This is a genomic window from Microcoleus sp. N9_A2 (assembly GCF_036701775.1).
Taxonomy (GTDB): domain Bacteria; phylum Cyanobacteriota; class Cyanobacteriia; order Cyanobacteriales; family Microcoleaceae; genus Microcoleus.
The window spans coordinates 1-22,337 of sequence record NZ_JAUBRH010000001.1; the positions used below are offsets into that span (position 1 = coordinate 1).

Annotated in this window: 18 protein-coding genes and 1 pseudogene; 7 read left to right on the plus strand and 12 right to left on the minus strand. The window is 45.8% G+C overall.

Going from position 1 to position 22,337, the window contains the following annotated elements:
• Positions 1-74 precede the first annotated feature (74 nt).
• Positions 75-1,208: pseudogene (locus tag QUA44_RS00005) on the minus strand (RNA-guided endonuclease InsQ/TnpB family protein); the annotation flags it as partial.
• A complete protein-coding gene (locus QUA44_RS00010; protein WP_333257230.1) occupies positions 1,199-1,798 on the minus strand; it encodes an IS607 family transposase in 600 nt (199 codons plus the stop codon). The gene QUA44_RS00010 and the pseudogene QUA44_RS00005, both read right to left, overlap by 10 nt.
• Positions 1,799-1,971: 173 nt before the next feature.
• Here QUA44_RS00010 and surE point away from each other — a divergent pair, with 173 nt between their 5' ends.
• Entirely contained in the window at positions 1,972-2,649 is a 678-nt protein-coding gene (gene surE, locus QUA44_RS00015; protein ID WP_333257227.1) for a 5'/3'-nucleotidase SurE, read from the plus strand.
• A 1,217-nt stretch (positions 2,650-3,866) separates the two neighbouring features.
• A complete protein-coding gene (locus QUA44_RS00020) occupies positions 3,867-4,739 on the plus strand; it encodes a pentapeptide repeat-containing protein (RefSeq protein ID WP_333257224.1) in 873 nt (290 codons plus the stop codon).
• Positions 4,740-4,885: 146 nt separating this feature from the next.
• On the opposite strand, the gene QUA44_RS00025 is transcribed toward QUA44_RS00020, so the two are convergent.
• The 8 genes from QUA44_RS00025 to QUA44_RS00060 form a co-directional block, all read right to left on the minus strand.
• Complete coding sequence (locus QUA44_RS00025; protein WP_333257221.1) at positions 4,886-6,100, minus strand: FAD-dependent oxidoreductase; 1,215 nt, start codon at positions 6,098-6,100, stop codon at positions 4,886-4,888.
• Between the two features lie 278 nt (positions 6,101-6,378).
• A complete protein-coding gene (locus tag QUA44_RS00030; RefSeq protein WP_333257220.1) occupies positions 6,379-7,911 on the minus strand; it encodes an NAD(P)/FAD-dependent oxidoreductase in 1,533 nt (510 codons plus the stop codon).
• Between the two features lie 259 nt (positions 7,912-8,170).
• On the minus strand, positions 8,171-8,656 hold the full coding sequence (locus QUA44_RS00035; protein ID WP_333257217.1) for a CRR6 family NdhI maturation factor: 486 nt from the start codon (positions 8,654-8,656) through the stop codon (positions 8,171-8,173).
• A 359-nt stretch (positions 8,657-9,015) separates the two neighbouring features.
• Positions 9,016-10,971, minus strand: coding sequence for a DUF3685 domain-containing protein (locus QUA44_RS00040; protein WP_333247514.1), 1,956 nt, complete (start codon positions 10,969-10,971; stop codon positions 9,016-9,018).
• 47 nt (positions 10,972-11,018) lie between these two features.
• Positions 11,019-13,235 (minus strand): hypothetical protein, encoded by a 2,217-nt coding sequence (locus QUA44_RS00045; RefSeq protein WP_333247512.1) that lies wholly within the window; start codon positions 13,233-13,235, stop codon positions 11,019-11,021.
• 860 nt (positions 13,236-14,095) lie between these two features.
• Complete coding sequence (locus tag QUA44_RS00050) at positions 14,096-14,560, minus strand: Fur family transcriptional regulator (protein ID WP_333247510.1); 465 nt, start codon at positions 14,558-14,560, stop codon at positions 14,096-14,098.
• Between the two features lie 226 nt (positions 14,561-14,786).
• A complete protein-coding gene (locus QUA44_RS00055; RefSeq protein ID WP_333247508.1) occupies positions 14,787-15,845 on the minus strand; it encodes an Hpt domain-containing protein in 1,059 nt (352 codons plus the stop codon).
• A gap of 82 nt (positions 15,846-15,927) precedes the next feature.
• Positions 15,928-16,182 carry a hypothetical protein gene (locus QUA44_RS00060; RefSeq protein WP_333247506.1) on the minus strand — a complete coding sequence of 85 codons (255 nt, stop codon included), beginning with the start codon at positions 16,180-16,182 and terminating at the stop codon, positions 15,928-15,930.
• A gap of 190 nt (positions 16,183-16,372) precedes the next feature.
• Here QUA44_RS00060 and QUA44_RS00065 point away from each other — a divergent pair, with 190 nt between their 5' ends.
• Together QUA44_RS00065 and QUA44_RS00070 are read left to right on the plus strand one after the other, a co-directional pair.
• Positions 16,373-17,062, plus strand: a complete 690-nt coding sequence (locus QUA44_RS00065) for a DUF1345 domain-containing protein (protein ID WP_333247504.1) — start codon at positions 16,373-16,375, stop codon at positions 17,060-17,062.
• Between the two features lie 159 nt (positions 17,063-17,221).
• Positions 17,222-19,567, plus strand: coding sequence for a hypothetical protein (locus tag QUA44_RS00070; RefSeq protein WP_333247502.1), 2,346 nt, complete (start codon positions 17,222-17,224; stop codon positions 19,565-19,567).
• 169 nt (positions 19,568-19,736) lie between these two features.
• Here QUA44_RS00070 and QUA44_RS00075 read toward each other — a convergent pair whose 3' ends face one another.
• Both QUA44_RS00075 and QUA44_RS00080 read right to left on the minus strand, forming a co-directional pair.
• Positions 19,737-20,078 (minus strand): DUF5615 family PIN-like protein, encoded by a 342-nt coding sequence (locus QUA44_RS00075; RefSeq protein WP_333155903.1) that lies wholly within the window; start codon positions 20,076-20,078, stop codon positions 19,737-19,739.
• Positions 20,075-20,308, minus strand: coding sequence for a DUF433 domain-containing protein (locus QUA44_RS00080; protein WP_333247500.1), 234 nt, complete (start codon positions 20,306-20,308; stop codon positions 20,075-20,077). Before QUA44_RS00080 ends, QUA44_RS00075 begins: the two co-directional genes overlap by 4 nt.
• 146 nt (positions 20,309-20,454) lie before the next feature.
• Here QUA44_RS00080 and QUA44_RS00085 point away from each other — a divergent pair, with 146 nt between their 5' ends.
• The 3 genes from QUA44_RS00085 to QUA44_RS00095 all read left to right on the plus strand — a co-directional run bounded on the left by QUA44_RS00085 (position 20,455) and on the right by QUA44_RS00095 (position 22,108).
• Positions 20,455-20,715, plus strand: a complete 261-nt coding sequence (locus QUA44_RS00085; protein ID WP_333076422.1) for a sulfiredoxin — start codon at positions 20,455-20,457, stop codon at positions 20,713-20,715.
• Positions 20,716-20,810: 95 nt separating this feature from the next.
• Positions 20,811-21,359, plus strand: coding sequence for a DNA starvation/stationary phase protection protein Dps (gene dps / locus QUA44_RS00090; protein ID WP_333247498.1), 549 nt, complete (start codon positions 20,811-20,813; stop codon positions 21,357-21,359).
• A gap of 44 nt (positions 21,360-21,403) precedes the next feature.
• Complete coding sequence (locus QUA44_RS00095; protein WP_333247496.1) at positions 21,404-22,108, plus strand: helix-turn-helix domain-containing protein; 705 nt, start codon at positions 21,404-21,406, stop codon at positions 22,106-22,108.
• Positions 22,109-22,337: the final 229 nt, after the last annotated feature.

Genomic DNA, 22,337 nt, shown 5'->3' on the forward strand with positions numbered 1-22,337 from the left:
TCAATCCTGATGGATTACCCTGTAGAAGCCAGTCATCCCCCGATTTCTCGGTTTCGACTGAACGAATCGCACTTGTACGAAGCATTCACATCAGAATTAATTAACCGACCAGTCGATGTTTTGTACAATCCTCGTGAGATCCGTTTTCCAGTAAACACAGGCTCTTTTTCGGTTTTTCCATAAACAGGAATTGGGTCTAAACCTAAAAAACTGGAACGGGATGTGTAGGATTCCTCCTGTACAATTACCGTGATTCCTACCAGCCGAGCTTTGTATTCTAGCATCTCAATTAATCGAGAATGAGGAATGCTGACAAAATTTTGGTTAGTTTGTTTGCCTAAATTGATCTCAGTTTTCCACTGTGCATTTTTGCCGATGACCAGCGTTCCAATTTGGTTTACTACCAAATGGTCAACAATCACACGACTAGCATGATGCAAGTAATTATCAACTTTCTGATTGCGACAGCGAGTTAATCCCTGAATTCTGGGTGAGGTTTGACGATTTCCTTTTAACTGGGATTGTAATCGGGATTTGCGTTTATTGTAGAACTGGTTAATCGATTTTAATGGTCGCCCGTTAATCAACAAAGGGATAAATCCCGGTTGATTTGAAGTTAGCGCTGCTAAATTGCCCAGTCCTAAATCAATACTAGCTATAGAGTTGGCATTGCTGGCGGTGGACTCCGGTTCATCATAAATTACCTCAATTACATACGAATCGCATTTGGGAACCAATCTAACTTGACAAATCTGGTTGGGATTTACCTTGGTTTTAATTGAAAGTTCAGTGCCAGAAAGTTTGATAATTCCTTTCTTTAACTGTTTGCTACTAATTGCTTGAATCGTGTACACAAGGATGTTTCGTCCTTTAACTTTATCTTTGTACTTCGGTAGTTTGGGGCGACCAGTGAATTTTGAAAAATCAGTTTTGTAAGCTTTGACGGCTTCAAAAAACGATTGCCAATTCTTGTCTAAAACCATTAAGATTTGCTGACTAACTTTAGCTTGCATTGCCTTGTACGCGACCTGAGACTTCATCAAGCGGTTCATTTCATTGTAACTAACATAACCCCATCCATAAATAAAGCTCTGACGAATGACGTAATTGGCGGCATTGTAGAGGTTTTTGGACAAGAAAGCTAGTTCGTCAATTTGGGCGAAACGATGTTCCGTGGATTTGATGATATGTCGTTCTGTTAGTTGCATTCAGAACCTCCATCTTTCAGTTCGGCGATTATTTTTTCGGTTTTTCGACTCGCACTGCGCTGTCCGTAAAGTCGAGCAGCAAAACTTGTAACTATTGCCACTAAATCTTGCATTAGCTCATCTTTTCCATTCTCCGCTAAATTGACTATTTCTAATTTAATTCCCAACCGAAAAAGCAATACGCTTAGGTAATTTGTACCAAAGCGAGCTAATCTATCTTTATGTTCAACCAGTAAAATGTCGTAGTCATTTTGCTGTAACAGTGCTTCTAACTGCTTTCTGCTATCGTTTAATCCACTGCCAATTTCTTTGACATTTCTCACAATTTGATAACCGTTAGCGACTGCATATTCCGTGAGTCGTTTTGATTGACGATTGAGATTGTCTTTGTTTTCGGAAGACGAGACTCGGCTATAAATAGCAACTCTGTTTTTCTTGATTTGGGCCGATGATACTGGTGGCAAATAATCAACTATGATCGAACCGCTTTCTGTTTGTCGTGCCGGATGTGGCAGCTTGTTTGCTTTCCACCACCGCCATGCAGTTGTGTAACTTATGCCTATCGCTTTGGCGTAGTCAGGTAGTTTCATTTGCGACCTCCTGACTACATATTACCATGATTGCTTATAAATGCTTATTAACTTAATCAAGTTTTACAATACTGACGATCGCCACCAACCAACAACCAATTTGGGCTAGAGCTACCAGAAGGTTGCCAGCCTCTGCGCTCTCAAATCGGTTCTATAAAACCGACACATTTTTAATGACGATAATTTTAACCAACGACGACGGCATAGACGCTCCGGGGATTCAGGCACTTTTGCAAGCAGTAAAGGGCAAAACAATTATGGTGGCTCCTCAAGGGCAATTGTCGGGCTGCGGGCATCAAGTGACTACCCACAGTCCGATTCATGTCGATCGGCGATCGTCCGTGGAATATGCTGTAGGGGGAACACCGGCAGACTGCGTGCGTATCGCTCTTCATCACGTTTGTGCGAAGCCGGATTTGGTGCTTTCGGGTATTAACGCGGGTGGCAATTTGGGGGTTGACGTGTATATTTCGGGTACGGTGGCGGCTGTGCGCGAAGCAGCAATGCACGGTATTCCGGGAATCGCAATTTCCCACCGGATTAAAAGGCCGCTCGAAATTGACTGGGATGTCGCGACTCGCTGGACATCGCGGGTGTTGGCGGATTTGCTGAAGCGGGAACCAAAGTCGGGGTGTTTCTGGAATGTGAATTTGCCGCATTTAGCGCCCGGAAGTGCGGAACCGGAAATTGTGTTTTGCAAGCCTTCGACTGAGCCGCTGCCGGTTGAGTACAAAATGGAGGGAGAATATTTTTATTATGTTGGAGAATACGGAGCGCGCGATCGGGCGGCGGGGACTGATGTTGACGTGTGTTTTGGGGGTAATATTGCGGTGACTGAGATATCGCTGTGATAGATTTGGGCGATCGAACTATAGCCTTTCTCAGCAACATGAGGTGCTCTCGCGGACATAGGGCATAGGACATCAGTTGCGAGCGGTGTGTACCTCATTTTATTGAGAACCGCTATATATTTTTTTTGCCAAGTATAAATAAATGGTGTTAAATTCGATCGGCGACAGAATGTTCCATATTCATGGCTAAAAACAGATTTTATTGTACTTTGGGTTTAGCACTGCATATACCCTAGGTATAATAAACCTGTTTTCGGATTATCCCAAAATAGGATATTGTAATTTATTCAGAATTGATACTAATAAAATTTAAACAAAATTAATCGCAATTCCGAGAGTGGCAGCTATCTCTACTTGCGGCCGTCCGTGCTACCATAATTTTTTTTGTCATCCTTCGGCTTAGCAACACCATCAGGTTGTTTCTTTGGCTTTTTGACTTCTTTATTGCTTTTTCTTTCTTTTGACATGATCTTTCCTCAATTTTGACTCAGCATAACATAGATTGACACATTTGCCTAACTGCCAGTAGAGGGGGGTAATCCTATACAGCTATTACTCGCTGTTAGTTTTGTACAATCTGCAGTATATTATCCGCTAGCTTTTGAACGAATACCCTCTACCGTTAGGCATATCGATAAATTCCTCAGAAGTACAATGTCTGAAATTACTTTTAACCCCGATGACTAAAGGAAATATTGAAAAGCACGATCGTCTAACTGCTGCGAGACAATCGAGAAAAATTCTCGCTGATTAAGCTGTTGTTCCACATCTAATTTTAATTAAAAATGACCGTAGATAAAATATGGAGCTATGACCATCCCAGCCTTCGAGACACCGGGCGCAAAAACAACAACAAATTTGCAGTCTCGGTTTAAAAAAGCTGTTAACCACAGTGGACAATAAGAATATAGATTTTACTATTGATTAACACTTCGGACAGTGTGTGATGGCTTACCTATTGAGAATAACGGTTTCACTGATCTCAGTACGATCGCAACGCTTGCCAAAGCACACTAGAGACCCACGATAAATCAAGGGTTTCAGACTATGACCTCAAAACGGTCGGGACTCTGGAAAAAGCACAAAGTATATGTATAAACATAAAGTTAATTGTCCGCTTTCTTGAAAGTGCGATCCAGTCCGCTCCCTTTGAGATAAAATATCTATAAAGAGTGTTTATTTCTAGATAAATTTCCGCTATTAGGAATGTGACCCGTATGGAAGTAACCGAGCTGCTCAAAGAGTACGAAAATGGAAACAGAGACTTTGCTGACGCAAACCTCAGCGGAGCAAACCTCAGCGGAGCTATGTTGGTTGGCATAAACCTTTCTAGGGCTAACCTGTCAGGAGCTAACCTGAGTCGGGCGCATCTGACCAAAGCAGAACTCAACGGCGCAAACCTTTACAGGGCAAATTTGAGTTTTGCCAAAATGGGCCAAGCCAGACTAGCGGACGCAGAGCTTACCAAAGCCAATCTCAGCGGAGCTTTCCTCGTCAAAGCAAAACTCCCCAGGGCAAAATTGAGTGGCGCCCAACTCATCGGTAGCAACCTGCGAAGCGCCATCCTCTGGAACGCCAACTTGTGTACAGCCGACCTGCAATTCATCAACCTGCGGGGTGCCAACCTCACGGGAGCAAACCTCAACTGGGCAAACTGTGGAGGGGCAAAACTCAGCGGTGCAAAGCTTTTTGGCGCTCAACTAACAGGCATCTATCTCAGCAAAGCTTACATCAATGGCATCGACCTGAGCAGGACGGATCTCAATGGCGTCAACCTGAGCGGAGCCAAACTCAACGGGGTAAACTTGGAAGGCTCGAACTTGTTAGCCGCCAATCTCAGCGGGGCTCAGTTGCGGGGCGTCCAGTTGATGGGAGCAGATTTAACCAGGGCAAATCTGGTGGGAGTTTCTTTGGTGCAGGCAAACCTCGATTGGGCTAGGCTGTGCTATGCAGACTTGAGCGAAGCCGACTTGAGCGGGGCCACGTTCATGGGAACCAACTTTGAGGGTACTCAGTTAGCCGGATCAACAATGCCCCCATCTGTGAGCAATGATGTCTACTTAACTGCAGCACGTGGTGTAGCAGCTTAGGCAACGCCAAAAATTAATTTCGCATCCGAGTGGACGACTCTCGCATTGGTTTAACTTTTGATGCAGACATCATTACTTTTGTGAGAGTGTTGCATCGGCAAGAAATTTACTAATATTTGCGAGAGTTTGTAGCATCACAATTGAGTTCACCCGATTAATTTCGCGACTCGCAAAGCAGAGGTAATGGCTCCTTCGTGCAAACCATCCCCCAAATAAGCTCCCGCATGATAAGTGTTGTTCTCGCCATTAGTCTCGATAACTTCATCTCGATATCGAAAAGACTCGACAGTGTAAAGCGGGGTGTGATGTTTCTGAATATGAATAATGTGCTTTTGGGCGATCGACTCCTGCAGTTGAAAAGCTAAACTGTACTCTCGTGGCGAGGAGATGCCGCAAAGCTGATTCAGGCTCGCATTATAGCCCCACCCTTTGTTCGTCTCGAAAAAATCAAATTCTGATAACTTGCGGATACCGTAGCGATCGTACATCGAACTATCCGAATGCAGTACAGTGGTTGCATAATTGCCTTTCCAATCCGAAAACCGCTTCCTTTCCGCATCAGTTGGATCAGACAACAGCCTCATCACTTGGTCTGGTGGCATCGCAAAAACCACCTTATCAAATTCCTGAATCTCCTGATTAGAAAACACAATTTTTACAGCATCAGCACTTCTGAAAATATTGGCAATCTCCGCATTCAGCAGTATATCGCCCTGAAAGCGCTCCAGAATCTTTTCAATGTAAGAATATACTCCCCCTTTAATCCTCAACCAATTAACCAAGGCATAATCGCACAAAACAGGCATCGCCAATTGGGCCGGGAAATCGTCGAGCAATTCAAACGGTATCGAGTAGCTGTACATCGTCAGCAACTTCAGCCAATCGTTGCGGATGCACGAACTTTTCAAACTCTGAGAAAGCGCTATATCGTAGAAATCGTGCTGTTTGGCAAACCGCATTTTTAAAATAAATCCAGCCGAACGAGCGTACAGGCTATCAAGTCGCAAATATTCTATCAGGCGTTGGATTCCCGTGAAATTCTTTTTGATTGAAACCGCAGACAAAAAGTGACTGCCATCTTTAAAAAATAGTGCCGAACCAATCTGCACTGGTTCTAATAGAACGCCTAATTCCTGCATGAAAGCAATAAAATTATAAAACACAGTCGGAAATTCCAGCACTCCATTTTCTAATATTTCATTGCACTCTGATTGATTTGGCGCAACATTTTTATTCAGCGTCCGAATGTGTCCACCTAAAATCGGCTGCCTTTCCAACACAGTGACGTGATGCCCCTGTTTATCGAGCCAGTAGGCTGCTGCCATACCGCTAGCTCCGCCCCCAACAATTGCAATTCTCATAGTTCACTCCTAAATAGATAGAAGACTGGGCGGTTGAAACCGCGTCTATACAAACAAAACCCGCGACTCGACTTCGCTCGCCGAACACCTCCGCGGGTTGAAGAACTGTGCGGTTAAAATTACGTTATTTTATTCAGTCCGCGGAGGTGGACATCGTTTTTGTAGACGCGGTTTCAACCGCCGTCTTATCTGCCGTTTCCTCATAGATATCAGACAATTGTAGGTTTCGCAAAACTCAACCCAATCAGAAAATATCGCAGTTATTTAATTGGCATTGCTTAGTCTAAAATCGCATCCCCAGATAAACGTTGATAAAGCAGCGCCCCCGTCCAAAATGTCGGCGCAAAGCCTGGATAGCCCGAGGAGGCGTTGCAGAAATAGAAATTGTTGAGGGATGTTTCATGATTTAGTCGATCGACCCCCATGTTGCGCGGCGTCAGGCTGGAACCGTAGGAATTACCGTTAGGACACCAACAGAAGCGCTCGTTAGTCGTCGGACTTCCGGTAACATGAAAGACCATGTGTTTGCGGAAATTCGGAACATAGTGTTTTTCAACTACATCTAAAATCGAGTCCAGAATCTCTTGTTTCTTCTGTCTGTAAGCTTTGCGATCGGTCTCCCAAAGCTGTTTAAAATAGCTGTAATTAGCAACAGTCAGAAATTCGACAATTTGACAATCTTCTGGACAATCCCGCCGTGCTTGGGTCAGTAAAGTTGGCGTTGTAATTGCAAAACTCGGACGAAAAAAATCATTTTGCTCATACATTTGAGCAAAAGCTTCATTTAGATCCAGGTGTTCCGAATGAAACGTATTCCACTTGCCAAATCCATAGTCTCGGAGATCGATATCTTTGACAACGCAGTACACCATGTAGTTAGATGCAGAATACTCATAGTTGAGTTTCCGCCGCACTTTTTTAGAGAACAGTTCCTCTCCAATCATCTTGGCTGCTCTTTTCGGGTCAAGGTTACAAATCACCGTGTCGCCCGTGAATTCATGGGTTTGATGGGTGGTCAAATCCATCGCTTCAACACCAGTTACTGTTCTGTTTGTTACCCTAAAATTCGTGACTTCATGGTTTAGCAGCACCTTCCCCCCGTTGGATTCAATGACTTTAACTAAAGAATTGATGACATCTTCAAAATGCTGCGTCGGGTAAAATGCACCTTCTTGATAGCCTCTAAACAAGGCAATCCAAGCATAGAAAGAAAGCTGATTTGGGGGCAGCAAAAAATCCGGCCATTGCAGGGCTAATAAGGTTTGGGCGGCTTGCGGGAGTTGGAACTTGTCGAAAACGTCCTGAAGTGTACTGTTGAGGTGTTGGACAGCACAGAATACGTCACCGAAATTTTTGAGCAATTCTATTGGTTTGACGGGAGGAGCGAGTTTTCTTAGTCCTGCGCCGGTTTTCTCGACTTCGTTGACGAATTGGCGAATTCTCTCGCTGGCTTCGGGAAACAGCGCCGACAATCGCCGGATTAGTTCCTCTGGTTCCGAGGGAATATCTAGGGCGTACCCCGGCATTCTCATGTGGTCGTAGCCATTCGGATCGTACCGCTCAAAGGTGACATCTCGATCGAGACTCAGTTTTTTGAGAACTCGATTCACTGTATGTCCTTCGCCGCAGTCCCAAACGTAGTGGAATTGGGCATTAAAGGTGTATTTTTTGGCCATCGTAAAGGTGTGGCCAAAGCCTCCGGGATGCTCGTGAGCTTCGAGGATGTGTACGGTTTTGCCGGAGTTTGCCATCAAAGCTCCGAAAACCAGTGCTGATAAACCACTGCCGACGATGAGGTAATCTGTTTTCATGGGAAATTTCCTCGATCGATTGAATCGGGCGATCGTTGTTTATTTAAACTAGCTCTCAATTCTGAGAAAATTGTGAAGAGGGCTTACCACGCTATTTGTGGGGTACGCAGTGCGTACCTTACGCCTTTTTGGGCGGGCTAGAAGCCAACCCCACAATAGTGTGAAGCATCTAAATTTTACAGTCAAGTTTGAGCGAATTCTTGTGGGGTGGGCGTCCCGCCCGCCCAAAAAATACAATTTAGGTGGGCTTACTTACAGCTTATTTGTGCGGCAAAATCACATCAAAAAAAGCATCGTCCAAATCATAACCAAACATCTGCGACATCGCCATCAACTTCGATTTACTGGGAATTCCCTGCTGATTCAACCAATCAGTCAGCACAAAAATTTTGTTCATCAAAAACATTTCCAAAGCTTCAGGATTGTACTGAATGCCTTGGGTGCGGTGGAACTGGTGCGGCACCAACATCGCCGCATAGCGCGCCAATTCTCCCGCTTTCCAATCCAGCAAAAATGGCAGCCAAGGATAACAAGCATCCAAGCGAATAAACCACAGCCGCACTTCGGGAATTTCTGAAATTTCTCGCGGATCTAACTCTTCGCGCGGATACTCAATTTCAAATTGTAGCTGTTGTTCGTTTTGGGCGATCGCCCCAGCCGCCAGCCACTGTTCAATCACAGTCCGCACCGGAGACAAATCTAAGCTGTTTATGCGATCGGCATCAATCGATATCATAATACTCATAAATATTCAACCTTATATAATTAAGTCATTATCTATAATACCACCAATCACCAATTAGCAATTACCAATTATCTGAAATTCGAGTGATTCATCTCAATCCGTTCAATCCCGTACATTCCCCTATTCATTCTTCATTCTTTATTCTTCATTCTTCATTCTTCATTCTTTATTTTTTATTCTTCATTCTTCCTTCGGTTTACCATTCTTTAAACGAGCGGGCAAGCTGTCAACTGTAAACTCTTCCTTATTCCTTGTTCCTTGTTCCTTCTTCCTCCGATCAACTGTCAACTGTCAACTGTCAACTGTCAACTGTCAACTGTCAACTGTCAACTGTCAACTGTCAACTGTCAACTGTTCCCTCACCCATTTTTCCCAAACTTGCTATCTTGCAAAGAATTACCAATTCCCTGGATAATTCCCCGCCCGATCAAACCAATTCCCCGCCCTATAACCTGAGTCAAAACGTAAACAACAGCAGCACCCAACAGCGAAATAACCGCGCGAACTCTAGGTGCGATCGCATCCCTAGTTTCCAGCAGCAAAGTCAAGGCTAACTGCCACCCCGAAAGCTGTGCTAACTCCAGATTTCTCGGAGCATAAATAGAAATTTTCTTAATTCCAGAATCGCTCAAAACAAACAGCCAAAACCTGCTTTCAAAAATAGCTTTCGGTTCCACAAAATATCTATCCCAGCTATATCTCCACGACAAATCATTCCGAAATCTCTCAATTTCTCGCGTCGAAATCAACTTGCCATCGTAAAAAATTTGCTTGATTTCCTCAATATTCGCCAAATTATTTAGTAGAGGCTGTACCACTCCGCTAGCAACTTGAATTGCCAAATTTTCTAACAAAGCTTCAGCTCGCTGCATCGCTTCCGGGCTGCCAGCAACACAAGAAATATTGTCAACTGTTAGAGGAATTTCAAATAGCAAATGTGCAAATAAATCAACTGTCATCGGTATTTTTTCAAGGATTTGTGCTGCAACTACATCAGCATCTGCCAGCAGCATCGGCACAACTTCTACACCGCTGCCTGCCAAGAGATAAGCCGCGCTTCCCCCTTGACTTTCTTCCAGTTTTAAGCTTGCTTGACTGCCATCAAAAACCAGATTTTCTTTCGTTTGCAGTGTATAGTATCTGCCAAAAAAATCTATGATTGTCGCCTCCCACAAATTTCGTAAAATAGCAGGCATTTTTTGCGACAATTGAGTTTGCTGCACTTGCGAAAAGCGCAATTCTTCCAGCAAATCCTTTAACTTCCGCAGGATGGAACTCATCAATTCACGCTTTTTGGGCGATCGCAAAATATCGATTTCCAAAGGCAAGCCAGTCAAATTCACCAAATCAACCTGCAATTTAGCTGCCACCGAGTCAAACAAGCTACCTTGCCAATTAGTTGCAACCACCAAAGATTCAGCCAAAACTTGGGAATTCGCTAATTGCAATTGAGAATTATTTAACAAATTCTCCCGTCTTCCTTCTGCCTCTGCCTTCTCCCCTCTTGCTTCTTGCTTCTTGCTTCTTGCTTCTTGCTTCTTCCTTCTTCCTTCTGCCTTCTCCCCTTTTCCTTCAAATAATAACTGACTGACAATCCAACGAGCTGCGAGCAATTCTCGGCGGCGCCCGCTGAGTACAACCCCATCTAAAATAGAGGGCAAATCTGTCGGAGCTGCGGCTCTGATATCTTGCAAATCAGCTTGGACAACCGCCAAAGTTGCATCTATTTCCCGTATTCCAGACTGACAAAAATAAGCCAGCATTTTTTTGTGTACTGGCGTATCAATTGTCGAATTATCTGCATTTTTATCTGCAATTGCTGCGGAGTTTTCTACTGTTTGAACCACCGCTGCATTTAGTTCTATTTCCGAGTTAGCGGCCGCATCCGTCGCCCAATAAGTGAGATCAGATGCCACAGCGCGAATAGCTTCGATTGTCAGAGAAATATCTCTACCTTTAGGACAATAGCCATTCGCGCCCGTCGCCTGTATATCCGCCAACAGATCCGCTGTCAGCGGCCCGCCTAGCAGTAACAGGGGCAGGTTGGGGTATAAACTTTTGAGTTCGCGACAAAATGCCAGCGCCTCTGTTTGACCCGATCGCAAATTTACAGTCTCAACAGCCAAAATTACCAAATCTGCTGGTTTCTTGGCTGCTACCGAGTTGAGCGAGCGAGCTTCTAGAACTCGCAAAGCCTCGGTTGCGGTTGAAACCTCTGCAACAACTTGCAAGTCTGGATACTGCTCGCAAGCGACTCGCAGCCCCAGCCGAAAAATGGGGTCGCCCTCGATCGTCAGCACTTGGAAATTACTCACTTGATTTTAGATTTGAGATTTTAGAGACCGATCGCGCGAACACCCAATTACTCGGGCAGCAAATTAGCATCAGGAGGCCCAGCCGATTCAGGAATCGAGGGCGGCGCGGGTTCCGGAGCGGGAGCCGGAGGAGCAGGTTCCGGAGCCGGAGCCGGGGCCTCTTCTCTCGCGGGCGGATAGTAAGGTTCCGGCTCCCTCGCGGGCGGATAGTAAGGTTCCGGTTCCGGCTCTCTAGCAGGCGGATAGTAAGGTTCCGGCTCCCTAGCAGGCGGATAGTAAGGTTCGGGAGCCGGGGCCTCTTGTCTCGCAGGCGGATAGTAAGGCTCAGGCTCTGGCGCGTACTCCTCCTGTCGCGGAGCTGGCGCGTACTCCTCCTGTCGCGGAGCTGGCGCATACTCCTCTGCAGGAGCTGGCGCGTACTCGCGAGCGGGTTCCGGCGCGTACTCGCGAGCGGGTTCCGGCGGCGGCGCACTGTTGGCTCTGAGTTCAGCACTCCAACGCCCGATCGCACCTGCAGCCTCTGAATACAGCGCCCTACCGTAACCGATTTGGGAAGCCGTATCAATCGCCGCTCCTAGACTGCCTTGAGATGCCAATTCCGCAGCTCGATCGAGAATCGGTCTGTCTTGAGCAACTTGCAGTTCACTCACCCACTGATAGACATTATCCTGAGCTTTCGCGTACAAAGTCCTACCGCTCTTAATTGCCGAAGCTTTTTCAATAGCAGCACTCAGTTTTCCTTGCTTCGCCAGAGCGATCGCTTCATCCAGAAAAGGCTGATCTTGAATAACTTCTATGCGTTTCGTCCACTGAGCCAAGAGAGTTTGCGCTTCTATCCTGCGGGGACGGTTTTGACCAACCAGGACTACCTGAGCCATGCCCCCATTGAGTCCTTCAACCGTTTGCGCTTCTGCCAACTGCTTCGCCAGAGTCAGAAAAGATTGGTCTTCGATCCGCTGAATTTCCCGGCGCCAAGCAGCCACCAAAGTTTGAGCGTGAATCCGCCGCGGTTGCTTAAGTCCGATAGTTTGCGCTTGCTCGATCGCGAGTCCAAACGTCCCTATCTGACCAAAACTAGCGATCGTGTTCGCCACTTGCAGACGCAGCAAATCTTGAAACTGCACCTGCAAATTTTCAATTTGAACTTGAGCTTGCTTGTACAGAGGGCGACCCGGAGCAATTTGGCTAGCAGCCCCCTGCCCTTCCAGCAAGCTAAAAATGTGTTGTGGCAGCGGAGTTGATATCGACTGGTTCCACGTCACTGCCTGAGCCCTACCCAACTGCATCAAATCTTGAGCTTCGGCAAACAGCGGGGAATCCTGCGGCACAACAGAAGCAGCCTCGATCGCCCCCGGCAGGTCTTTCGCCCCCAACCGCTTAGTAGCCATTGCCAGCAAAGTCCGGCTCCATCCCTCAATTTCCTTTTCAGCTTTAGCGCGGGCAAAAAGCTGCGAGTCTATTTTGCGAGCCAGGACTATCGCCTCAGCGAACTTTTGCGGAGTCTCGTCCTTCGCCAAATCTCTAGCCTCTTGCAAGCGCTGCCAGCCGTTTCTTTCCAAAGAAATCTGCTGGATCAGCTCGTTGTAACGCTTCTGACTCCAGAAAACATTTTCCAGCTTGAACAAAGCTTGAGCATAATCCCAAGCCTTCCTTAAATCGTCACTTTTCAAAGCTGCTAGGGCTGTATCGTAGAGTTTTTGGCCCTCCTGCCAATTTTTTTCCCAAGCAGTCACAGCCTCCTGTACCTCTGGGTAAGACCGACTGGTTTTGGGAATTTTCGCCACAATCTCCAGAGCGCCTTTCAAATCGCCCAGCTCAATTTTTGCCCTGGCAAAACCCAGCATGGCTTTCGACCATTCCCCGATCAAATGTTGCCCTTGCGAGTATAGCGGATGTTCTTTCGGCCAAGCCTGCACCAATGCCATTGCCGATTCTAGCTGTTCTAGCTTCCCCGACTTAGCAGCTTGTTGAGCGCAGTAAAGTCGCTCTCCGTCCGCCGCCAGCGGCGACAGTTGCTGGCAATTCGGCGGTGGCGGCATAGTCAGCAACCACAGAAATGCAGCCGCACCGGTTACTCCAAATCCCACCAGGAGACTCAGCCAGATAAGCTGCCACTGCCAAAAAGTTCTTTTTCCCTCGTTCGGCAGCGCCGTTACTGAGGAACTCGCATCGCCTGTCGCCTCTGCACTGAACTGTGCCGTCGGTTTGGGGGATGGGTTGTATTGCGGTGGTGTGTGGAATTGGTCAGATTGTCGTCTCGCCATTACTTCAGCCTGTCCTGTAATGCGCACTCTTCATTTGACACTCCCACATCAAATCTATAGATTGTGATGTCGGCTTCTGACTCCTGTTAAGGAGATCGAGAACTTCCTTCAAGGTACTGGCAATCTTTCCCTCTACGGCGTTTTATAGTGAGGTTCGTGTCCAGCCCCACTGGTTGCTTCAGAGTATTTTAGGCTCTTGAAGCACGTAAATCATACCAGTTATCAAACAGTTATTGACATATCCCGGGGCCGTTTAACAGAAAAAACAGTATAAAGCCCCGTCAGTCTATCAATTTTAGATTTTAGATTTTAGATTTTAGATTTTAGAATTGACTCTGCACATGAATTGTGGGAGGGATTCAACTAAGCTCTCATATTAAATCCGGGTCAGAAATTCCACGATCGGACTCAGCGGTTGAAACCGCGCATCAATTTTAGATTTTAGATTCTAGATTTGACTCCACAGATGAATTGGGGGAGGGATTAAACTAAGGTCTAATATTAAATCCGGGTTAGAAATTCCCTTATCAGACTCAGCGGTTGAAACCGCAACTACACTAACTTTCGTCTACTCCAAGCCGATTTAAAATAAAGGGGTACTACAGCCGGATTTGGTCTACACTTTTACGTGTAGCGGGTAGAAATGATTTTTTTGGTTTAGTCGTAAATTTTATTCCCGATCGCCAAACTTGTCGATCGAGTTTCATTTTTCTGTTTTCATTTTTTTTCTACAGTGCCGAATTCCGGCTGGCGACGGCAAAAAAAACTATCGCACCCAGCAAAATACTTAAATCATTTTATACGACCGACAGGCCGATCACAAAGAGTGGTTTTGCTTCCAACCGCCGCTGCTTTATCCGTTACGAAGCCTTTGGCCTATTGCTGACACTCGATGCTTGCGTGGCGGACTCTGGCGATCGATATCCGTAGAAATCTATCCGGTAGTCTACAATTTTGACACCTGTTTGCTCTTGGATTAGCTCGATCAAGTCGATCGGCAATTCCACATGAACGTCTAGAATCTGAGCCGTATCAAGACAATTGACATGAGAGTGAGAGTCGCTGACATTGCCGTACAAGCGTCCCTCCGAGCGTTCTATGCACTCAATAATCCCTTCTCTCGACAAAGCTTCTAGATTTTGATACACAGAAGTATGACCGATCGAATGCGCTTGTTTGTTGAGGCGATCGTAAATTTCGCGAGCCGAGAGGTGTTCTTTTGCCTCCCACAAAAGTTCTAGAATAAATCGACGCTGGCGGCTCAAGCGCATTCCTATCGCCTGACAGCGGTTTAAAGCATCTTCTAATGAACGAATTGGTTTCACAGCTACCGCCTTATAAAGCCTGCTCGATTTTTAATTCTGGTACAATATTGCACGCCTACATATCCACTAATTCTAACGCAGGCTTGCCCAACAGTAGAAGGTAGAAGGCAAAAATCTCGAATGAGTGAATTTTTTCGAGTTGCTGCTCAACCCAGGCTGCCAGCACCCCAGAAAATTCTCCGCCTCACAAATATTGCTTTGACTCTATCTTCTACTGCAACACCTCCTAGTTCGAGGATTTGATGGCGTTAACCAGTAACTTGGCGATTTCCGAGAGTTGCTTTTTGTTGAAAGTTTTGAGCAAAAGCTTGACTACCGCCTTCGGTTCGGCTGGAAGTGCTACTTGCTTCAACGCTGCGGCTGGGGCTGCTGGGGGGCTTGCCTCTGCAGGTTTTGGGCTTGCTGCCAAAAGTAGCAAATTTTTACTCGGAACGATCGTCTTGACTTTCCCCACTTGTACTAAATCGCCAGCTTCCTTGAGTTCTTTGATAATCAGCGGAGCTAAGACTTTATAAGAGTTTTTGGGATTAACGATCGCTGCTCTAGCGGTTTTTACTAAATTTTGCCAAGTCTCAATTTTACCTCCCAACTTATAGAGGCGAACGCACACAGCCGTCAACTCAGAGCGACTAGCAGCCGATTCTTTCTGCTTGAACACCTGCAACATTTCTTTCAGTAAAGTCATCACTTCAACAGCAAAATTCGCCGGCACAGCCCCCGCTGTTGGAGTAGCGGGCGTACCAGACCGAGCAGCCTGCACTTTGCCCGACGCCAATTTATTGAGGTGAGTTTCGAGTTGAGCAAAAACAGGCATCACCTGCTGCACGAGTTTTTCTCCCTCTTCATTCCTCAAGCCGAAAGGCCCCTCCAGTCGCCCCAGCAAGTCCTTAAGCGTATCAACTCCCTTTAAAAATAGGGATTCTGCCGTTTGGTCAACTTGGTTGACGGGCCCGTCCTTGAGCACCTTAAAACAATCTTCCAAGCGGTGAGCGGTTGTTTTAATACTATCTAAGCCAAGCATAGCCGCCCCTCCTTTCACGGAATGGGCGGCTCGAAACATCTCTTGGACGCTTTCGGGGTCTTTCATCGTGGACTTTAAATCCACTAAACCATTTTCTAGAGTATCGAGGTGCTCCTTAGCCTCCTCTATAAACAAACGCATAATTCGGTCTTGCTGATCTGACACGACAGTCCTCCTAACAATCTCAGCACCCTCCAGAAAGCACCCTCTTCGCGGGAGAAAACGCGACTCCTGCCAAAAGTCGGAAGCTCCCATGCAAAACATTCTAGCCTGCCTCAGCTAGCAGACTCAAAATACTGGTGTCGGGGCAATCTTAGCCCTAAAACTGGTGCGGTGGAGATTGAGTCTAGAGTTCTGAGGGAGTATCTGGAGCGATTTCAATGCCCATTCCTTGTTTCATCATCTGCTGAGTCGTAATCAAGTCGTTTAACTCCTTGACTTCGACGCCAATGTCTTGGCAAGCCTGTTTCAGTTCCCGCTCGAAGGTGTTGAGGTCGCCTCCGTAGCCGCAAAGCTTCGCGGCTGTGGCGATTCCTTGTTGGGCGTTAGCCTTGGCGCAGTCGATCAATTCAATGCCTTTGAGGGGTTGGGAGGATGCCATAATGTCAAACCACAATTTCTCTTTTTTTCCACTGTACCTAGAACGTTGAGGTCGATCGATCTATCGAAAGGCATGAAAAAGCCTGGCTGTGATGCGTGTTGCCAATTCATACCTATTTTTTGGGAGTTCCTGCGAAGATGGCAGTAGTTGAGATTTTATAACCCTTACCGTGCCTAACTTATACTAAATCATGGTGAAAAACGTTCGCCTATCTAAAATGCACTGGCTCTGGAGCGTCCGGCACCGCGTGTTTGCGTCTGTTCTGTTCGCTATAGCAGTCGCTGTTTTCGTGCCGCCTGACTATCTCCCCCTGACTCGGACGCTGTGCATTTGGAACGCGGGCGCGGTCAGTTTTCTGATTTTGACTTGGATGCTGATGCTGCAAGGCACTCCCGAAATGATGCGCCACCACGCTCAGCAGTTGGATGCTGGCCGCTTAACAATCTTAAGTACGATTGTGGCAGCGGCTTGTGCTAGCTTGTTGGCGATCGTCTTTTTGCTGCGCGATACCAAAGGCCTGTCCCCAAATTTGCTATTTCTGCACTTGGGGCTTTCTGTCCTAACAATTGTTGGCTCTTGGATGCAGGTACACACTATCTTCACCATGCACTATGCCCGCAGCTACTACAAAAACCGCAACAAGCAGCACGGCAGCTACTCGCAGGCGAATGGTTTGGATTTTCCGGGCGACGACGAACCAGACTACAAAGATTTTTTATATTTCTCCTTTGGTATTGGGATGACTTGTCAAGTTGCAGACGTGCAGATCACTTCTCGTTCCACGAGGTATCTCGTGCTTTTTCACAGCGTGCTGTCGTTCTTTTTTAACACCGCTATTCTGGCTATGAGCGTGAATATTATTGCTGGATTGAATGGATAGGATTCTGTCCCAGTGGAAAGTTTCACCCTAATAATAGTTCGACTGTTTAGGTTATATCGGGCGGTCTATCAAAGTTATCTGTCCGAGTTGAGTATTTTAATAAAGTCCTGCTATCATTGGGATGGAGAACTAAGTATCATGGTTTAGGTGAGTTTTACAGTGACCAAGAAGAAACGGAAGAAAGAGAAAACATCTGCCCAAGCAAATAATAAAAACCAGTCTAAAGGTTTTGCCACTCGTCACGTCACAACAGAATTTACTGGATTCACTTATCACAAAATACCCTCACTATCTGAGGGAATAACTCAAAACGAAAGAGTTGAATCCATTAAGAAATTAGGTAGAAACTTCGAGCAAAAATTTAATACCTCTTTTGAAATATTGCAAAAACGAATTTTTCAGGTTGAGCCTTGTTCTTTACTATCGTTTTTTGCATACTATGATTTAACGACTTCACCTGGTATAAATCGTGAATGGGCTGAAAAAAATCCCATCCTTCAACATCATGTAGAATTTCTACAAGGTCTTCTTCTTCAGCATTCACAAGATTTATTTGATTTCAGACCAGCTCGACCACAAGACTTTGTTGAGTCTCGCCAACTGGTTCAGGATGTCACGCTTGGATTTAAAATGAAGTCTTTATCCCTAGCAGATCCATCGACAACCATAGAGCATCAGAAATTTATGGCAATAGAAAGGGTCAGGGCAGATACTCAAGCTGTACGTAACTGGGGATATCCCCAACAAGTTAAGCGGATTGTTTCGGATTTATTCTCAAGTCTGGATGATACGATTGAGCAAAAAATTGGAGTTCGAGTTGTATGTTTAGTAGAAATGTGGTTCAAAATACTCGATGTTGTTGAATCCAGAATCAATCAGCATCGGAATTTGGTTATGCCTGCGCTCCGCGCCAAAAACATCGAAACAGCTATCAAAGAATATTATCAAGCTTTTCCCGATCTTACTTCATCTCCAGAAGACCTCTCAGCCTTTGTTCAGGAGAAAGATTTAACTCTTGACGGCTTAAGAGCTATTATTTTCAGTCAAAGTGATCTACGACTAAAACATATTTACACATTAACACTCGATACGTTTGTAGATGCTTACCCAAAAGCTGTTGCTCCAGAAGCATTAAAAAATGTGCTGGATGCCTGGTCGCTATCTTTCGGAGATTTATCAGACTGGAATCCAGAACATTTATTTCTTGGCAATCCTGTTTGGCAGAAACCTCTCATCAAGCTTGAGGTTGGAACTTATTTCTGCCCAGTCATAACACTCTTCTTAAATTATTTCATAGATATTATGGAAGCTATTATTAAACCTCATCCTGAAATTTATAGAAAATATGAAGAGCGTAGGGGAAAGTTTTTGGAGCAAGAGATTTATCAGCTTTTCCAAAAAGCTTTCCCATCTGCCAAGGTTTATCAAGGTAGCGAATGGTTCGATCCTACAACCAAGCAGACTTTTGAAACTGACCTTCTGGTTTTACTCGACTCTTATTTGCTAGTTGTGGAGGCTAAATCAGGTAGAGTGACTGAAGCGACAAAGCGTGGGGCATTTGAGAGCCTGAAGAATATTGTCAAAAAATTAATAGTAGAACCATCCATTCAATCCAAAAGATTTTCTGATTACCTAATAAAAAATCCAGGTTTGCATCAGTTGAAGACTCGCAAAGGCGAATTAAATGAAGTTGACTGTTCAAAAGTACGTGAGGTGGTTCGCTTGAGTATTACTTTAGAGTCATTAGGTACTCTTTTTTGTCGTTCAACCGATCTAAAAAAAGCGGGTTTAATTGCATCTGATCTTGAAATGTCTCCAACTATATGTCTTGCGGATCTCGAAATAATCTTTGAAGTTTTAGAGGGAAGTTGTGAGAAACTACATTATTTGGTGCGGCGAGCTGAATTTGAGAAAAATGCTGATTATATTGGCGATGAGATTGATTTGCTTGCGTTCTATCTTGATACAGGGTTTAACATTGGGAATGCTGAGTTTACTCAACAGGGTCTTTCCTTAGTTGGCCTGTCTAACATTTTTGATCCATTTTTCATGAAGGAATTACCTAAAAGTGAAACTCCTAAACCGCAGCGTAAATTAACACGTTGGTGGAGAAGCATTATCCAGCATATTGAATCACGGCAGTCTGAGCGTTGGACTGAAGTTGGTTGTGTACTTCTCAATTTTACTCATGACGATCAAACAAAGTTTGAAGAAGGGTTCAAACGAATTAAAAAAATTGTCCATAAGTTTTGGCAACTACCCGATCACAATAATACTTGTATCTTGACTAATGAAATAGTTCCCGAGCGCGGAGCAGTCGTTGGCTTCGCCTATAAGCGTATTGATAGAGAAAAAAGAAATCGAACAATGGAAAATGCTCTGGATGAAGCTATGAGCATTTCTCCTGTCAGCCGAGTTGTGGTTATTGGGGTAGATGTTGAGCAAAATGATTATCCATACAGTGTAGTTGGCCGTCATCTCAGTGAAGATGAGAATAATTTTTAGTAAATGGACAATTGACAAGAGAAAATATAGTTTGAAAGCTCGAAACTTGAAAAGTGTAGACCGCAATCGAAAAATCCCGCCGCAACGAACGGTTGAGCGATTTCGGTGTGGATGCAGAGTTTAGTAGTCGCTGAACGCAGTCATTATTCCCTTATCAGCAATATTGGCTTTAAGGGTTGTTGCTGATTTCGACGATCGCCTCTCCTTGACGCAATCGTTCTATTGCATCAGGTAAAGTGGCAGTTAACAATTGTCGCAGGTTACGGTTTGTTACATTGCCACAGGTCAACCACAAAATTTGAGGGGGCGCTCCTAATCGACATACCAAATCGATGAAGTCGCTGTCTTTAGTCATAATCACAGCTTTTTCGGCTTGTGCTGATTCAAAAATTTCGGTATCTTGGGCATCTCGCAGTTGAATATCTCGCAACGCAACCGCTTCTAAATTAAAGTTATCTGTCAGCCAATTTGCCAGAGTTGGTGGCAGTTGAGCATCGATCCATATCTTCATGCCGTCAGTCTTGGGAAATCGGTACGTCGTGCAGCAAACAGTAAGCAAGCTTGAATATCTGCCAGCTCCAAGTCTGGGAAATCTTCTAAAATCTCAGAAACGCTGACGTTCTCAGCAAGCATTTCTAAGATGTCGGTGACTCGAATTCGCATTCCTCGAATGCAGGGACGACCACCACACTGACCGGGGGTTTGGGTAATGCGAGTTAACAAGCCAGTCGTTGAGTTCATCAGGGGTTGCCTGCAAGTTGCTTTGTTCGTCTCCATCTTACCGAGTAATCATCTCGAAAGCAGGTTTTTGCGTAAGTCCTGATTTTGCTTGCCAAGTCGAAGTCGTTACGAGTATGATTAAGCAAGAAGCAAAACAGACCAACGCCATGAGGATCGAAGAAATACCCCTCAACCAGATTCGCCGCCCCCTGCCGCGAGTCAACGACCAAACCAAAGTCGCCGCCCTCATGGAATCCATCCGCGAGGTAGGTTTAAACGAACCCATCGATGTGCTAGAAGTAGATGGTCAGTATTACGGATTTTCCGGCTGCCACCGCTACGAAGCTTGCCAGCGTCTCGGTTTAGAAACTATCCGCTGTAATGTACGCCGAGCTCCCCGTGCCGTGTTGCAGATGCACTTAGCCTGAGCCTCTCAATAGAAATTCACGACAGGCAAACATTCGATCGCCCAAAGCTTTCTAAGAAGTTCGATCGACAATCACTACTAACAAGCTAAAAACCTATGACTGCCAACAACCACAAACAACATCTTTACCCCACCCGCATCGATATGTCCGCCGCCACCCGCTCTCAAGTAGTCGGGCTGCTCAACGCCACGCTGGCAACGACTCTGGACTTAAAAACTCAAGTCAAGCAAGCTCACTGGAACGTTAAAGGCATGGACTTCTACCAGTTGCACTTGCTGTTTGACGAAATGGCAACAGAACTCGAAGAATACGTTGATTTGGTTGCAGAACGAGTCACAGCTTTGGGCGCTTTGGCTGTCGGAACAGCCCGCACAGCCGCCGCAGATTCGATCCTGCCAGAGTTTCCTTTCGACATTGTAGACGGCAAAGAATACGTGACGGCTTTGGCCGATCGCTATGCACCCTACGCCCAACACCTGCGAGTCGCGATCAACAAAACAGACGAACTCGGCGATGCTGATACAGCTGATCTGTACACCGAAATTTCGCGGACAATTGACAAGCGTTTGTGGTTCCTAGAAGCACATTTGCAAGGTTCTGCCACAACTGCAACAGTCGCAGCCGAAAAAGTTGCCGTCAAATAGCCACAAAAAAAGTTGTGGGGTGGGCGCGGGAGCCCTCTCCACAGATGTATTTCCTTAAGGCTCGTGACAGTTTACGATCGAGAATATGTCCATTTATTAATTTGGATGAGTTTTTCGTGACTGCCAATATTCCAGATTATGCTCCTCAACTGCAACGCCTGATGGAACAGGCGGGGCTTTCGAGCGATCGAGAACTCAGCCAAAAAGCAGGAGTTCCCGAAATTCAGCTAAGCCGCCTGCGTCGCGGCTTAGCTTTGAAAACCCGAGCCGACATCCTGCTCAAAATCAGTCAAGCTTTGCAAATTTCCTTACCCGAACTGCTCGCAACCTTGACGCCAAACTATGTAGAGTTAGAACAGGCACCACCGACCGCCCTAGAACAAGAATATCAGCGCCTGCAAGCTTCGATCGAACAGCAGCGAGAATCTTTGATGCAGGAATTCCAGCTCTCTAGCGTGCAAATTTTAGAATCTTGGATGTTACAGTGGCCGACTGCTGCGAGCAAAGCTCAGGAAAATCACCACTTGCGGGCTCAGAAACTGCTGCCCTTGCTGCGGCCAGTCGAGCAGTTATTGGAGCATTGGGGGATAGAGTCGATCGCCCCAGTCGGAGCCCAGATTCCCTACAACCCCCAACAGCACCTGCTAATGGAAGGAACAGCCGAACCCGGAGAACTCGTCAAAGTCCGCTACACAGGCTACCGGCAAGGCGACAAACTGCTCTACCGCGCCAAAGTTAGCCCAGTTTGATTAATACCAGAAGGCATTCGGCAGAACCAAGATTGTCCCCTTTTCAAAATTCATTCTCGGCGAAGCGCTGCGACTCTGATCAGCGTTACGATCCGCGACGAGCACCATCTTTTGCACTCAAAACTATTCTCCCGCTCTCAGGCTCTGGCACTTTTCCCCTCTCTTATTTGGATCGGAGTCCATCTCGCAGCTATACTAGCCTAGTCTGGCTAGAAATTCTGACATTAAC

Excerpts from the sequence above, each read along its gene's own strand:
- QUA44_RS00010 (WP_333257230.1), bottom strand. The coding sequence starts at position 1,798 with ATGAAACTACCTGACTACGCCAAAGCGATAGGCATAAGTTACACAACT.
- surE (WP_333257227.1), top strand. The coding sequence starts at position 1,972 with ATGACGATAATTTTAACCAACGACGACGGCATAGACGCTCCGGGGATT.
- QUA44_RS00020 (WP_333257224.1), top strand. The coding sequence starts at position 3,867 with ATGGAAGTAACCGAGCTGCTCAAAGAGTACGAAAATGGAAACAGAGAC.
- QUA44_RS00025 (WP_333257221.1), bottom strand. The coding sequence starts at position 6,100 with ATGAGAATTGCAATTGTTGGGGGCGGAGCTAGCGGTATGGCAGCAGCC.
- QUA44_RS00030 (WP_333257220.1), bottom strand. The coding sequence starts at position 7,911 with ATGAAAACAGATTACCTCATCGTCGGCAGTGGTTTATCAGCACTGGTT.
- QUA44_RS00035 (WP_333257217.1), bottom strand. The coding sequence starts at position 8,656 with ATGAGTATTATGATATCGATTGATGCCGATCGCATAAACAGCTTAGAT.
- QUA44_RS00045 (WP_333247512.1), bottom strand. The coding sequence starts at position 13,235 with ATGGCGAGACGACAATCTGACCAATTCCACACACCACCGCAATACAAC.
- QUA44_RS00055 (WP_333247508.1), bottom strand. The coding sequence starts at position 15,845 with ATGTTTTGCATGGGAGCTTCCGACTTTTGGCAGGAGTCGCGTTTTCTC.
- QUA44_RS00060 (WP_333247506.1), bottom strand. The coding sequence starts at position 16,182 with ATGGCATCCTCCCAACCCCTCAAAGGCATTGAATTGATCGACTGCGCC.
- QUA44_RS00065 (WP_333247504.1), top strand. The coding sequence starts at position 16,373 with ATGGTGAAAAACGTTCGCCTATCTAAAATGCACTGGCTCTGGAGCGTC.
- QUA44_RS00075 (WP_333155903.1), bottom strand. The coding sequence starts at position 20,078 with ATGAAGATATGGATCGATGCTCAACTGCCACCAACTCTGGCAAATTGG.
- QUA44_RS00080 (WP_333247500.1), bottom strand. The coding sequence starts at position 20,308 with ATGAACTCAACGACTGGCTTGTTAACTCGCATTACCCAAACCCCCGGT.
- QUA44_RS00085 (WP_333076422.1), top strand. The coding sequence starts at position 20,455 with ATGAGGATCGAAGAAATACCCCTCAACCAGATTCGCCGCCCCCTGCCG.
- dps (WP_333247498.1), top strand. The coding sequence starts at position 20,811 with ATGACTGCCAACAACCACAAACAACATCTTTACCCCACCCGCATCGAT.
- QUA44_RS00095 (WP_333247496.1), top strand. The coding sequence starts at position 21,404 with ATGTATTTCCTTAAGGCTCGTGACAGTTTACGATCGAGAATATGTCCA.